The 13,313-nt window shown below is 72.7% G+C and carries 11 protein-coding genes; 3 read left to right on the top strand and 8 right to left on the bottom strand.

Translation table 11 applies throughout. The features are described 5' to 3' along the window. Positions 1-58: 58 nt before the first annotated feature. From ACF1BE_RS09620 to ACF1BE_RS09605, 4 genes are all read right to left on the bottom strand, one after another. Positions 59-1,570 carry a glycoside hydrolase family 3 protein gene (locus ACF1BE_RS09620; protein ID WP_392198424.1) on the bottom strand — a complete coding sequence of 504 codons (1,512 nt, stop codon included), beginning with the start codon at positions 1,568-1,570 and terminating at the stop codon, positions 59-61. A gap of 8 nt (positions 1,571-1,578) precedes the next feature. Then, on the bottom strand, positions 1,579-2,409 hold the full coding sequence (locus tag ACF1BE_RS09615; RefSeq protein ID WP_392198423.1) for a carbohydrate ABC transporter permease: 831 nt from the start codon (positions 2,407-2,409) through the stop codon (positions 1,579-1,581). Then, positions 2,406-3,404 carry a carbohydrate ABC transporter permease gene (locus tag ACF1BE_RS09610; RefSeq protein ID WP_392198422.1) on the bottom strand — a complete coding sequence of 333 codons (999 nt, stop codon included), beginning with the start codon at positions 3,402-3,404 and terminating at the stop codon, positions 2,406-2,408. The genes ACF1BE_RS09615 and ACF1BE_RS09610 overlap by 4 nt, the downstream gene beginning before the upstream one ends. Before the next feature lie 281 nt (positions 3,405-3,685). Beyond that, a complete protein-coding gene (locus ACF1BE_RS09605) occupies positions 3,686-4,966 on the bottom strand; it encodes an extracellular solute-binding protein (RefSeq protein ID WP_392198421.1) in 1,281 nt (426 codons plus the stop codon). A 301-nt stretch (positions 4,967-5,267) separates the two neighbouring features. On the opposite strand from ACF1BE_RS09605, the gene ACF1BE_RS09600 reads away from it, so the two are divergent. Beyond that, positions 5,268-6,086, top strand: coding sequence for a GntR family transcriptional regulator (locus ACF1BE_RS09600; protein ID WP_392198420.1), 819 nt, complete (start codon positions 5,268-5,270; stop codon positions 6,084-6,086). Positions 6,087-6,151: 65 nt separating this feature from the next. Here the strand turns inward: ACF1BE_RS09600 and ACF1BE_RS09595 are convergent, their stop codons facing one another. The 3 genes from ACF1BE_RS09595 to ACF1BE_RS09585 all read right to left on the bottom strand — a co-directional run bounded on the left by ACF1BE_RS09595 (position 6,152) and on the right by ACF1BE_RS09585 (position 8,272). Next, the gene (locus ACF1BE_RS09595; RefSeq protein WP_392198419.1) at positions 6,152-6,598 is read right to left on the bottom strand and encodes a DUF6299 family protein; all 447 of its coding nucleotides are present in this window, start codon (positions 6,596-6,598) and stop codon (positions 6,152-6,154) included. Positions 6,599-6,746: 148 nt separating this feature from the next. Beyond that, positions 6,747-7,145, bottom strand: coding sequence for a RidA family protein (locus tag ACF1BE_RS09590; protein ID WP_392198418.1), 399 nt, complete (start codon positions 7,143-7,145; stop codon positions 6,747-6,749). Then, on the bottom strand, positions 7,142-8,272 hold the full coding sequence (locus ACF1BE_RS09585; protein ID WP_392198417.1) for an acyl-CoA dehydrogenase family protein: 1,131 nt from the start codon (positions 8,270-8,272) through the stop codon (positions 7,142-7,144). Before ACF1BE_RS09585 ends, ACF1BE_RS09590 begins: the two co-directional genes overlap by 4 nt. 225 nt (positions 8,273-8,497) lie before the next feature. Between ACF1BE_RS09585 and ACF1BE_RS09580 the strand changes: the two genes are divergently transcribed. Together ACF1BE_RS09580 and ACF1BE_RS09575 are read left to right on the top strand one after the other, a co-directional pair. Then, positions 8,498-10,108 carry an AMP-binding protein gene (locus ACF1BE_RS09580; RefSeq protein ID WP_392198575.1) on the top strand — a complete coding sequence of 537 codons (1,611 nt, stop codon included), beginning with the start codon at positions 8,498-8,500 and terminating at the stop codon, positions 10,106-10,108. Continuing rightward, a complete protein-coding gene (locus ACF1BE_RS09575; RefSeq protein WP_392198416.1) occupies positions 10,105-10,917 on the top strand; it encodes a PaaX family transcriptional regulator C-terminal domain-containing protein in 813 nt (270 codons plus the stop codon). The genes ACF1BE_RS09580 and ACF1BE_RS09575 overlap by 4 nt, the downstream gene beginning before the upstream one ends. A gap of 34 nt (positions 10,918-10,951) precedes the next feature. On the opposite strand, the gene ACF1BE_RS09570 is transcribed toward ACF1BE_RS09575, so the two are convergent. Continuing rightward, positions 10,952-13,312 carry a bifunctional salicylyl-CoA 5-hydroxylase/oxidoreductase gene (locus ACF1BE_RS09570; protein WP_392198415.1) on the bottom strand — a complete coding sequence of 787 codons (2,361 nt, stop codon included), beginning with the start codon at positions 13,310-13,312 and terminating at the stop codon, positions 10,952-10,954. Between the last annotated feature and the right edge of the window lies 1 nt (position 13,313).

Raw genomic sequence — 13,313 nt, 5'->3', positions numbered from 1 at the left:
GGAAAGGGAAGGGGCGGGCCGCCCACCGCGGGGGCGGGCGGCCCGGTGCGGCCGTGGGTCAGCCGGCGACGACGGCCTCGGCCGCCGCCACGCCGCAGACGCGGGCGGCTCCGTAGGTGGCGATGTGCGGGGCGCCGCGGGGCGGGGCCTGCGGCAGGCCCATCTCGACCACGACGGTGTCGGGCCGGGCGGCGAGCAGGGTGTCGAGCGCGGAGCGCATCCAGTCGTGCCGGTGCGCGTCGCGGACGACGGCGACGATCCGGCGTCCGCCGGCCGCGGCGAGGACGGCGGCACCGGCGCCGTCACCGGTGAAGGAGCCGGAGGTGCTGCCGGGCAGCAGCCGCTGCAGTTCGGCGGCGACGCCCCAGGGGGTCTGGTCGCCGACGGCGATGTTCGGGGCCGGGTTGAACTGGGCGGTGAACACGGGTTCGGTGACGGGTGCGGCGGCACCGGCGCGGGTCACGGTCAGCGCGCGGCGGGCCGCGACCAGGCCGATCTCCGGGTCGGCGGGGGTCCTGTCCGCGTCACCGCGTGCCGCGGCGGTCCAGGCGGCCAGCGCCCGCACCCGGGTGGCCGCGTCGGCCAGCCGCTCCTCGGGCAGTTCACCGGAGCGTACGGCGGCGACGAGCGCGTCCCGGAGGTTCAGCACGGTGCGCTCGTCGCACAGTCCGCCGCCCACGCAGATGGCGTCGGCGCCGGCCGCGATCGCGAGGACCACGCCGTGCTCCAGGCCGTAGGTGCCGGAGATCGCGCGCATCTCCATGCCGTCGGTGACGATGAGGCCCTGGTAGCCGAGTTCGCCGCGCAGCAGCTCGGTGAGGATGCGCCGGGACAGGGTGCCGGGGCGGTCCGGGTCGAGGGCCGGGACGAGGATGTGGGCGCTCATGACGGCCCGGGTGCCGGCGGCGATCGCGGCACGGAACGGCGGCAGTTCGCGTGCGTGGAGGGTGTCGGCGTCGACGTCGATGCGGGGTACGGCGTGGTGGGAGTCGACGTTGGTGTCGCCGTGGCCGGGGAAGTGCTTGGTGCAGGCGGCGACGCCGGTGGACTGGAGGCCCTCGACCCAGGCGGCGGTGTGCCGGGCCACCAGGTCGGGGCTCGCGCCGAAGGAGCGGACGCCGATGACGGGGTTGTCGGGGTTGGCGTTGACGTCGGCGGAGGGCGCCCAGTCGAAGTTGACGCCGCAGGCGGCCAGGCGCCGGCCCAGTTCGCGGGAGACGGCCCGGGTGAGCTGGGGGTCGTCGACGGCGCCGAGGGCGTGGTTGCCGGGGAAGGAGGAGCCGGTGCGTACGTCGAGCCGGGTGACGTCGCCGCTCTCCTCGTCGATGGCGACCAGGAGGTCGTCACGTTCGGTGCGCAACTGGGCGGTGAGAGCGGTGACCTGCTTCTCGCTGACGACGTTGCGGCCGAACAGGGCGACGGAGGCGAGGCCCTCGCCGATGCGGCGGCGCACCCAGTCGGGGGCGGTGGTGCCGTCGAACCCCGGCTGGAGCACCGCGAGGGCGTCCCGGCTGAGGGTGTCGCCCGCGGCGGAGCCGCTGTCGGACGCGGTGGTGGGGATGGTGGTCATCGGGGGCGTCATCCCTTCACGGCGCCGTCGGTGAGACCGCTGACTGCCTTGCGTTGCAGGAAGATGAAGAGGATCAGGATGGGCAGCGCGAACAGGGACGAGGCGGCCATCGTGGCCCCCCAGTCGTCGCCGAAGGCGGTCTGGAACTGGGACAGCCACAGCGGAAGGGTCTGCTTCTCGACGTCCTTGTTGAGGATCAGGACGAGGGGGAACTCGTTCCAGGCGGTGACGAAACCGAACAGCGAGGTCGCCATCAGGCCGGGCGCGAGCAGCGGGAAGATCACCTTGACGAAGGCCTGGAAGCGGGTGCAGCCGTCGACCATCGCCGACTCCTCCAGCTCCTTGGGCACGGCGGCGACGTAGCCGCGGAGCGTCAGGATGGTCAGGGGCAGCACCATCATGGTGTAGAAGACGGTGAGCGGGACCAGGCTGTTGAGCATGTCGTTGTCGCGGACGAGCATGTAGATGGCGATGATCATGACCTCCCAGGGGGCCATCTGCGCCAGCATGAACGTCACGATGAGGCCGCGCCGGCCCCGGAACCGCATCCGGGTGAGGGCGAAGGCCGCGAACAGGGCGATGACGAGCGAGAAGACCACCGACAGGACCGTGACGGTGACGGAGTTGAGGACCAGGGTCCAGAAGTGGTCGGCGTCGACGGCCTTCTTGAAGTGGTCGAGCGTGGCGTGCGTCGGGAACCACACCGGGTCGTCGGCGATGATGTCGCCGGTCGGCTTGAAGGCCGTCGCGAACATCCAGTAGACGGGGAACACGAAGCCGGCGAAGAGGACGGCGGCGGTCGCGTTGGGCCAGATGCGGCCGATGAGCGAGCGCTTCACAGCTCGTCCTCCTCTTGCTTGAGCACCATGCGCAGGTAGTACGAGGTGATGGCGAGCAGCACCAGGATGGTCAGGAAGGAGATCGCCGCGCCGAGTCCGAAGTGCTGGTTGCCGACGCCCTGGACGTAGGCGTAGATCGGCAGGGTCTCGGTGAGGTGGTCGGGGCCGCCCTCGTTCATGGCGAAGATCTGCGCGAACGACTTGAAGACCCAGATGACTTCGAGGAACGTCGTGGCGTACAGGAACGGCCGCAGGAAGGGCAGGGTCACGGAGGTGAAGTTCTGCCAGGCGCCGGCGCCGTCCAGGGATGCGGCCTCGTACAGCTCGCGGGGGATCGTGGTGGTGGCGGCGTAGAGGTTGATCGCCACGAAGGGGATCGACTGCCAGACGATGAGCAGGGTGACCACGGCGAAGGTGGAGAACTGGGTCTCCAGCCAGTTGTGGTCGGCCATGGAGTGCCAGCCGAGTTTGTCCAGCACCCAGTTGACGACGCCGAAGCGCTGGGCGAACAGCCACTGGTAGACGGTGGTGGCCGCGATGATCGGCATGGCCCAGGCGAGGACGAGGCCCACCATGAGCAGCAGCCGCATCTTCTTGCCGAGCCGGGCGAGCAGCAGCCCGATCAGGGTGCCGACCACCATGATCAGGACGACGTTGACGGCGGTGAAGACGACGGAACGCTCGACGACGTGCCAGAACTCCCCGCCGCTCAGCACCTCCCGGTAGTTGTCGACGCCGTTCCACTCGGTGAGGTGCTGGATGAGCTGCCGCGGGTTGAGGTTCTGGAACGACAGCATGCCGTTCTTGACCAGGGGCCAGCCGAGCAGCACCAGGGTGGCCAGCAGCGCGGGCAGCAGGAGCAGGTAGGGGGCGGCGGCGCGCCGGGACGGGGCCCCGGCGGGGGTGCGGTCCCCGCCTGGCGGCGGGGCCGGCACCCGGGCCTTGCGGACAGCGGGCTCCCCGGCCGTGTCCGTGCCTTCGGTCTGCACTGACATGAGTTGCCATCTCTTCCGTGGCCGTACGAACGACTTCCTCGGCCGCGCGCACGGCGTCCGGGCCGTGCGCCGGCACAGGTGAGCCGGGGGCGCCCCCTCGTGGCGCCCCGGGCGCGGGTCTAGGGTCTTTCGTTCGGATCGGGCCGGATCAGGGAGCGGGTCCTGGTGCCGTGCGTCGCACGGCGGAGGAGGGCGCCATGGCGGAGCCATGGCAACCGACGACAACGCGGCGAGGCGCGGTGCCAGGACCCGCGAGCCCGGCATGATCCGAACGAGAGGGCCTAGTTCTGCTGGGCCAGGCGCTTGTTGATCTCGCCCTCGACCTGCTTGGCGGCGTCCGCCGGGGACTTACCGTTGAGCACGGCGGTCATGTAGGACTTGATCGGGTTGGGGCTGTTCTCCACCGCGCCCCACTCGGGGATCAGCGGGGTGGTGCCGCCCACGGCGGCGCCGGGAGCGGCGGCCTCGGCGACGGCGTTGCCCTTGAGGTTGCTCTCCAGGGCCTGCTTGTTCGGGATGACGCCGTTGAGCTTGGCCAGCTCGCCCTCGTACCGGTCCGACAGGGCGATCTTCAGGAACTCCTTGGCCAGGGCCTGCTTCTTGCTGCCCTGCGCGATGGCGAGGTTGGAGCCGCCGAGGAAGACGCCCTCGGGCTTGTCCGCGCTCTCGCCGGGGATCGTGAAGTAGCCGAGGTCCTTCTCGATCGCCTTGTTGGCGGTGACGGCGGTGCCGGCCTCCCAGCCCATGCCGATGAAGGCGCCGGTCCTGCCCTTGGCGAAGACCTCGGCCTGCTGCGGGGTGGCCTCGTCCTTGTCCTTGGGGGCCTTGGAGTAGGAGGCGTACTTCTTGTAGATCTCCATGGCCCTGGCGACCTTCGGGTCACCGAGGTTGGAGACGTACGTGCCGCCGTCCTTCTTCACCAGGTCGGCACCCTGGCCGATGGTCAGGCCGTCGAAGAAGTACCAGTTCTGGCCGGGCAGGTAGAGCGGCTCGGCGTCGGTCTTCTTGCCGATGGTCTCCAGGTCCCGGAAGAACTCGTCCCGGGTCCTGGGGGTGTCCTTGATGCCGGCCTTCGCCCAGATCTTCTTGTTGTAGATGACCACGCGGTTGGCGAAGTACCAGGGGGCGGCGTACTGCTTGCCTTCGTAGACCGAGGACTGGGAGACCGACGGCGTCCAGTCGGCGCCGATCTCCTGCTTGAGGTCACTCAGGTCGGCCAGGCCGCCGGTGGCCGCGTAGGCCGGGGTCTGGGTGTTGCCGACCTCCAGCACGTCCGGCGGGGTGGACTCGGAGAGGGCGGTGGTGATCTTCTGCTGGATCCCGTCCCACTTCTGCGTCTCGAACTTCAGCTTGGCGCCGGTCTTCTTCTCGAAGGCGGCCGTGACGTCCTTGGACCACTGGTCCGGCGTGGAGCCGTCCATCGCCCAGACCGTCAGGGTCTGCCCCTTGAAGCTGTCCGGTCCGGCGTTCTTGCCGCTGTCGTCGCCGTCGTCTCCGCCGCACGCCGACACGGAGACCATCATGCCCGCGATCACGATCGCGGCCGCAAGCTTGCGCTTCACGCCACCCTCCTCAGGGATGCCACTAACCCCCCACGCCCTCGGCGGTGACCTGCGTACGACGCTGTTGCACGTAGGGCTCGGGACCTGGCCACTAATGGTGTAGACCAGTACCGGGAGCTTGGCCTAGACCTTTTGGAGTGTCAAGGGTGGTTCGGAAAGCCGGTCCGGGCCGTTACGAGAAAGACACCGGAGCGCGTCCATCCGCATTCGGCCCCCTTCGCCCGGACGGGCCAGTTGGACTAGACCATAAGGCAGTTGGTCGCTATAACGGGAGCCCATCGACACAGCCGGGAAGGCAGGCATGACCACCGACGTCAGCAGCGCCCAGCCGCACGGAGGGGTGCCCGGCCGCACCGCGCGCGTGCCGAAGTACTACCGGATCAAGCAACAGCTCCTCAGCATGGCCGAGGCGCTCCAGCCCGGTTCGGCCATGCCCGCGGAACGGCTGCTCGCCGTCCGGTTCGACACCTCCCGGACCACCGTCCGCCAGGCGCTCCAGGAACTCGTGGGCGAGGGCCGGCTCGACCGGATCCAGGGCAAGGGCACCTTCGTCGCCCAGCCCAAGCTGTACCGCACGCTCCAGCTCACCTCGCACACCGAGGACATGCGGGCGCAGGGCCTCACGCCCGCCTCCCAGACGCTGGACGTCGGGGAGGTGCCCGCGGACGAGAAGCTGGCGGGCCTGCTCGGCATCGGGATCGGCGAACGGGTGCTGCGCATCGAGCGGCTGCGGCTGGCCAGCGGCGACCCGATGGCGATCGAGACGACCCACCTGTCCGTACGCCGCTTCCCCGGCCTGCGCCGATCCCTGACCGGCTGCCCGTCGCTGTACACGGCGCTCGCCGAGGTGTACGGCGTCCATCTCGCCGAGGCCGACGAGACCATCGAGACCTCGCTGTCGACCCCGCGCGAGGCACAGTTGCTCGGCACCGACGTGGGGCTGCCGATGCTCCTGCTGTCCCGGCACTCACGGGACGCGGAGGGCTCCCCGGTGGAGTGGGTGCGCTCGGTGTACCGGGGCTCCCGCTACAAGTTCGTCGCCGCCCTGCACCGGCCGGGCCCCCCGGTGGTCCGGCGCAGGACGGCCCCTGTCGAGCGGGACGGGCTCGGCCACGCCTGAAACCGGGTCGGGGACGGTTCAGGCGTAGCCGCCGATCGGGGGACGGCGGGCGGGGGCGCCCGATGTCACTCCTGGACGAGCGTGACGTCCTGGCCGCTCACCGCGTGGAACGCCGGCAGCAGCAGGAGGCCCGAGGGGCGCAGCTCCGTGAGGGTGGCCTCGACGTGCGCCGCCCCGGCTTTCAGCACCTCCGAGGAGACCGGCCCGGAGTTCTCCCAGCGGTGTTCGGCACCGTCGCACCGGGCCAGGTCGCCGCCGATGGCGTGCTCGACCAGGGAGTCGCCCTGGCTGACCGAGGAGCTGACGAAGACCGGGCCGGTGCCGCCGGCGCAGCGGTAGGTGCCCGAGAGCGTCACCGAGCCGTCGGACGCGAGCCGGCCGACGGTGTCGACGGTGACGGTCTCGGAGGGGTCGGTGACGGCCTTGGAGGGGGCGGCGCCGGCCGGGCCGGCGGTGACGCACAGCAGGGCCGCGGCACTGAGGGCCGTGACGAGGGCGGGGCGCAGGAACATGGGATACCTCCCGGTATCGGCGGATTCGACGGGTCCACTGGTACCGGGCGGCCGGGCGGGCGGGCGTGACCGTCACCCCATCGGTGGCGCGTCATGGAACCGTCCGGGGCCGGTCGGGCGGGGGTACGGCCGGTGCGGGCCGGTCGCCCTACGGCAGTACGGCGAACCCGTCCAGCTCGACCAGCGCCCGCTCGTCCCACAGCCGTACGACCTCCACGACGGCCATCGCGGGATAGTCACGGCCCGCCAGCCGGCGCCAGACGTCGCCCAGTTGCCGGGCGTGCGTGCGGTACGCGGCGACGTCCGTGGCGTAGACGGTGACCCGGGCCAGGTCGGCGGGGGTGCCGCCGGCCGCGCGCAGGGCCGTGAGGAGGTTGCCGAGCGCCGTTTCGAACTGCTCGGGAAGGCTGTCGCCGGTGACCTTGCCGCCGGCGTCGAGTGCGGTCTGGCCCGCGAGGAACACCACGCGGGAACCGGTCGCGACGACGGCGTGCGAGAACCCCGTGGGCGGGGACAGCTCGGGCGGGTTGACGCGCTCGGTCGTCACCGGGCCTCCTCGGGTGCCGTGGCGTACAGCTCCTTGGCGATGATGCCTCGCTGCACCTCGCTGGCGCCCTCGTAGATACGGGGCGCGCGCACCTCGCGGTAGAGGTGTTCGAGGAGGTGGCCGCGGCGCAGGGCGCGGGCGCCGTGCAGCTGGACCGCGGTGTCGACGACGTACTGCGCGGTCTCGGTGGCGAGCAGCTTGGCCATCGCGGCGCGCCGGGGGACGTCGGCGGCCCCCGCGTCGTACGCCGAGGCCGCCGCGTACACCATCAGCCGGGCCGCCTCCGTGCGCAGGGCCATCTCGGCGACCTGGTGGGACACCGCCTGAAGGTCCATCAGCCGGCCCTGGAACGCCTCGCGCCGGCTGGTGTGGGCGAGGGTGGCGTCCAGGGCGGCCTGGGCCATGCCGACCGCGAAGGCGCCGACGCTGGGGCGGAAGAGGTTGAGGGTGCCCATGGCGACGGCGAAACCGCGCTCGGGCTCGCCCAGCACGTCGTCGGCGGTGACGGGCACGGCGTCGAAGTCGAGGGCGCCGATGGGGTGCGGGGAGATCATCTCCAGGGGGCTGCCGGTGAGTCCCGGCCGCCCGGCGGGGACCAGGAAGGCGGTGACGCCCCGGGCGCCGGCGGCGGGGGTGGTGCGGGCGAAGACGGTGTAGAAATCGGCCTCGGGGGCGTTGGAGATCCAGCACTTGGCGCCGGTGAGCCGCCAGCCGCCGCCGTCGGGCTCGGCCGCGAGGGCCAGCGCCGCCGCGTCCGAACCGGCCCCGGGCTCGCTCAGCGCGAACGCGGCGACGGCGCTGCCGTCGGCGACCCGGGGCAGCCAGTGACCTCGCTGGGCCGGCGTGCCGTGCGCGTGCACCGGGTGGGCGCCCAGGCCCTGGAGGGCGAGGGCGGTCTCGGCCTCGGTGCAGGCCTGGGCGAGGGACTCGCGCATCAGGCACAGGTCGAGGGCGCCGGAGCCGAACAGCCGGGCGAGCAGGCCGAGCCGGCCCAGTTCGGCGAGGAGCGGCCGGTTGACACGGCCGGGTTCGCCCCGGTCGGCGAGCGGGCGCAGCCGGCCGGCGGCCAGTGCGCGCAGCTCGGCGCACCAGGCCGTCTGTTCCGGCCCGAGCGAGAATGCGGACACTGCCGTCCTCCCTCCGGGGAAGGACCACGGGCCCTCCCCGCGACGCCATGACGCTCGCCACCCGGGGGGCGTGCCCCGCTGACGCGCCGTCACCTCCGGGACGGCCTTCCGCCCTCCGACGAGGTTATCGCGCACAGTTGACTGCCGTCACCAACACGATACGCTCCAGTTGCGAGCCCACCAGGAACCGTCCGGACGTCTGTCACGGCAAGGGGGCGGACCGCCATACATCGCTCGGCCCACGTCGACACGTTCACGCGCGACCATCTCCCGCCGCCGCACGCCTGGCCCGAGCTGCGGTTCGACCTGCCGGAGCTGCGTTACCCCGGCCGGCTGAACTGTGCCGCGGAGCTGGTGGACCACGCCGATCCGGACCGGCCGGTGTTCCGCACCCCGGCCGGTGCCACCTGGACGTACGGCGAGCTGCGGGCACGCGTCGACCGCGTCGCGCACGTCCTGACCACCGGCCTGGGCGTGGTCCCGGGCAACCGGGTCCTGCTGCGCGGTCCCACCACCCCGTGGCTCGCCGCCTGCTGGCTGGCCGTGCTGAAGGCGGGCGCGGTCGCGGTCACCGTGCTGGCCCAGCAGCGCCCGCAGGAGCTGGCGACCCTGTGCGGGATCGCCCGGGTGGGACACGCGCTGTGCGACATACGGGCGGTGGACGACCTGGCGCGGGCCCGGATACCCGGGCTGCGCGTCACGACGTACGGCGGCGACTCCCCCGACGACCTGCTGCGCCGCCCGGCGCCCGCCGCGCCGTACCCGGCGGTGGACACCGCCGCCGACGACGTCGCGCTGATCGCGTTCACCTCCGGCACGACGGGCCGCCCGAAAGGGTGCATGCACTTCCACCGGGATGTGCTGGCAACAGCCGACACGTTCTCCAAGCATGTGTTGCGCCCCCATGTGGACGACATCTTCGCCGGCAGCCCCCCGCTCGGCTTCACGTTCGGTCTCGGCGGACTGGTGGTCTTCCCCCTGCGCGCCGGTGCCAGCACGCTCCTGCTGGAGCGGGCGGGCCCCCGGCAGCTGCTTCCCGCGATCGCCGAGCACCGGGTCTCAATCCTGTTCACCGCGCCGACCGCCTACCGCGCCATGCTGGACGACCCGCACCGGTACGACCTGTCGTCGCTGCGGCGCTGTGTGTCGGCCGGCGAGAACCTGCCCGCGGCGACCTGGCAGGCCTGGCGCGAACGCACGGGCCTGCGCCTCATCAACGGCATCGGCGCCACCGAGCTGCTGCACATCTTCCTCTCCGCCGCCGACGAGCGGACCAGGCCGGGCACCCTGGGCATCCCGGTCCCGGGCTGGCAGGCGCGTGTCCAGGACGCCGAAGGAAGGCCCGTGCCCGACGGCGAGCCCGGTCTGCTGGCGGTACGCGGCCCGGTCGGCTGCCGTTATCTCGCCGATCCGCGGCAGCGGGAGTACGTCCGGGACGGCTGGAACATCACCGGGGACACGTGTGTCCGTGAGGCCGACGGGTACTTCCGCCATATGGCCCGCGCCGACGACATGATCATCTCCGCCGGGTACAACATCGCGGGCCCGGAGGTGGAGGACGCGCTGCTGCGCCATCCGGACGTGGCCGAGACGGCGGTCGTCGGCCGTCCCGACGAGGCCCGCGGCCAGGTGGTGGTGGCCTACACCGTGCTGCGCGCGGGGGCCCGGCGCGACCCGGAGGCGCTGCGCGCCTTCCTCCGCTCCGAACTGGCGCCCTACAAATGCCCGCGCGAGTTCGTCTTCCTCGACGCACTCCCCCGCACGGCCACCGGCAAGGTGCAGCGGTTCCGGCTGCGCACCCACGTGACCAGCGGCGATGCCGACGACCTAAAATGATCAACGTGTCCGAGCAACACGCCCCCCGGTCCCTCATCGTCACGCTCTACGGCGCGTACGGCCGCTTCATGCCCGGCCCGGTTCCCGTCGCCGAGCTGATCCGGCTGCTGGCCGCGGTGGGGGTGGACGCGCCCTCCGTGCGTTCCTCGGTGTCCCGGCTCAAGCGGCGCGGCCTGCTGGTGCCGGCCCGCACCGGGTCCGGCGCCGCCGGTTACGAACTCTCCGCCGAGGCGCGCCAGTTGCTGCACGACGGCGACCGGCGCATCTACGCCACCGCGCCCTTCGGGGACGACGGCTGGGTGCTCGCGGTGTTCTCGGTGCCCGAGTCGGAGCGGCAGAAGCGGCACGTGCTGCGCTCCCGGCTCGCCCGGCTGGGGTTCGGCACGGCGGCCCCGGGGGTGTGGATCGCCCCGGCCCGGCTGTACGAGGAGACGGAGCACACCCTGCGCCGGCTGCGTCTGGATCCGTACGTGGACTTCTTCCGCGGCGAGCACCTGGGCTTCGCGCCGACGGGCGAGGCGGTGGCCCGCTGGTGGGACCTGGCCGCGATCGCCAAGGAGCACGAGCGGTTCCTGGAGACGCACGCGCCGGTGCTGCACGCCTGGCAGCGGCGTACCGGCACCCCGCCCGAGGAGGCCTACCGGGACTACCTCCTCGTCCTGGACTCCTGGCGCCACCTCCCCTACGTCGACCCGGGCCTGCCCGCCCGGCTGCTGCCCCCCGACTGGCCGGGTGTCCGTTCGGCGGAGGTCTTCCGGGGCCTGCACGAACGGCTGCGGGACGCGGGGGCGGAGTTCGCGGGACTGTGACCCCAGGCGTCGTCGGGCGCCGGGGCGGCGGGTCTCAGCCGCCGAGCGACAGGCGGGGCCCGGGGGCGTCGGTGCGGCCGGTGCGCGGGGGCCGGCTGCCCGCGCGGTAGGGCGCGGGCCAGCCGGCGCCGGGGCCCTCGTATCCCTGCTCGGCCGCCGCGTGCAGCGTCCAGTGCGGGTCGTACAGGTGCGGGCGGCCCAGTGCGCACAGGTCGGCCCGTCCGGCCAGGATCAGGGAGTTGACGTCGTCCCAGGAGGAGATCGCGCCCACCGCGATCACCGGGACGCGCGCCTCGTGCCGGATCCGGTCGGCGAACGGCGTCTGGTACGACCGCCCGAACTCCGGCCGCTCCTGCGCCACCACCTGCCCGGTGGAGACGTCGAGCGCGTCGGCACCGTGCGCGGCGAAGGCCCGGGCGGTCTCGACGGCGTCCTCGGCGGTCGTCCCGCCCTCCGCCCAGTCGGTGGCCGAGATCCGGACCGTCATGGGCCGTTCCGCCGGCCACACCGCGCGTACGGCGTCGAAGACCTCCAGCGGGAACCGCAGCCGCCGTTCCAGCGAGCCGCCGTAGGCGTCGGTGCGCCGGTTGGTGAGCGGGGAGAGGAAGCCGGAGAGCAGATAGCCGTGGGCGCAGTGCAGTTCGAGCAGGTCGAAGCCGGCCCGGGCGGCCCGCCAGGCGGCGGCTGCGAACTGCTCGCGTATGTCGGTCAGCTGGGCGCGCGAGAGCTGGCGCGGGATCTGGCCGCCCGGCCGGTACGGCAGCGGCGAGGCGGCCACGAGTGGCCAGTTGCCGTCGGGCAGCGGCTCGTCCATGCCCTCCCACATCCGCTTCGTGGAACCCTTGCGGCCGGAGTGCCCGAGCTGCACGCCGATCGCGGTGCCCGGTGCCCGGGTGTGCACGAAGTCGGTGACGCGCCGCCAGGCCTCGGCCTGCCGGCCGGTGAAGAGGCCGGCGCAGCCGGGGGTGATGCGGCCCTCCTCGCTGACGCACGTCATCTCGGTCATCACCAGGCCGGCCCCGCCGAGGGCGCGGGCGCCCAGGTGGACGAGGTGGAAGTCGCCGGGGACGCCGTCGGTGGCGGAGTACATGTCCATCGGTGACACGACGACCCGGTTGCGCAGGGTCAGGCCGCGCAGCCGGAACGGGGTGAACATCGGGGGTGTGCCGGGCGGGCAGCCGAACTCGCGCTCGACGGTCTCGGTGAAGCGGGCGTCGCGCAGGCGGAGGTTGTCGTGGGTGACGCGGCGGCTGCGGGTGAGGAGGTTGAAGGCGAACTGGCGGGGCGGCTGGCGCAGGTACAGCCGCAGGTTCTCGAACCACTCCAGGCTGGCCCGGGCGGCCCGCTGGGTGGAGGCGACGACGGGCTTGCGCTCCTCCTCGTAGGCCGCCAGCGCCCTGGGGACGTCCGGCTGTTCCTCCAGGCAGGCCACCAGGGCCACGGCGTCCTCCACGGCGAGTTTGGTGCCGGAGCCGATGGAGAAGTGGGCGGTGTGGGCGGCGTCGCCGAGGAGGACGACGTTGCCGTGCGACCAGTGCTCGTTGACCACCGTGCGGAAGGTGGTCCAGGCCGGCCGGTGGGAGCGCAGGGGCCGGCCGCCGAGTGCGTCTGCGAAGATCTTGGCGCAGCGTTCGACGGATTCCTGGGGGGTGACGTCGTCGAATCCCGCCGCCCGCCAGACCTCCTCGCGCATCTCGACGATGACGGTGGAGGCGTCCGCCGCGTAGGGGTAGCCGTGCAGTTGCATGACGCCGTGCTCGGTCTCGGCGATCTCGAAGCGGAAGGCGTCGAAGGGGAGGTCGGCGGCGAGCCACAGGTAGCGGCAGTGGTGTTCGGCCACCTGGGGGCGGAACACGTGGGCGTAGGCCGTGCGGACGGTGCTGTGGACCCCGTCGGCGGCGATGACGAGGTCGTGTCCGGCGGACAGGACGTCCGGGTGCGGGGCCTCGGTACGGAAGTTGATCTCCACGCCGAGTGAGTGGCAGCGGGCGTGCAGGATCTCCAGGAGCCGGCGCCGTCCCAGGGCCGCGAATCCGTGTCCGCCCGAGCGGTGCCGCACGCCCCGGTGCACGACGTCGATGTCGTCCCAGCGGGTGAAGTCCCGGCTGAGGGCCTCGTGGACGACGGGGTCCGCGTGTTCCATGCCGCCCAGGGTCTCGTCCGACAGGACGACGCCGAAGCCGAAGGTGTCGTCCGGGGCGTTGCGTTCCCAGACGGTGACGTGCCGTGCGGGGTCGCGGCGTTTCAGCAGGGCCGCGGCGTAGAGGCCGCCGGGGCCGCCGCCGACGACGGCTATGCGCGCGGGGCGGTCGCCCGTCGTCGGTGGCCGCGGGCCGCGCGTGACCGGACGCGCGGTCTCCCGCGCCCCTGGGGCCGGCGCGCCGGGGGTCGGCATC

The sequence above is a fragment of the Streptomyces sp. NPDC014991 genome, assembly GCF_043080665.1.
Lineage (GTDB): Bacteria > Actinomycetota > Actinomycetes > Streptomycetales > Streptomycetaceae > Streptomyces.
Note: the sequence above shows the minus strand (reverse complement) of the source record. Positions and strands in the feature narration are given on the sequence as shown.

What these genes read in the sequence shown, in the direction of transcription:
- ACF1BE_RS09600 (WP_392198420.1), top strand. Translation starts at nt 5,268, where the DNA reads ATGACCACCGACGTCAGCAGCGCCCAGCCGCACGGAGGGGTGCCCGGC.
- ACF1BE_RS09610 (WP_392198422.1), bottom strand. Translation starts at nt 3,404, where the DNA reads ATGTCAGTGCAGACCGAAGGCACGGACACGGCCGGGGAGCCCGCTGTC.
- ACF1BE_RS09570 (WP_392198415.1), bottom strand. Translation starts at nt 13,312, where the DNA reads ATGCCGACCCCCGGCGCGCCGGCCCCAGGGGCGCGGGAGACCGCGCGT.
- ACF1BE_RS09575 (WP_392198416.1), top strand. Translation starts at nt 10,105, where the DNA reads ATGATCAACGTGTCCGAGCAACACGCCCCCCGGTCCCTCATCGTCACG.
- ACF1BE_RS09595 (WP_392198419.1), bottom strand. Translation starts at nt 6,598, where the DNA reads ATGTTCCTGCGCCCCGCCCTCGTCACGGCCCTCAGTGCCGCGGCCCTG.
- ACF1BE_RS09620 (WP_392198424.1), bottom strand. Translation starts at nt 1,570, where the DNA reads ATGACCACCATCCCCACCACCGCGTCCGACAGCGGCTCCGCCGCGGGC.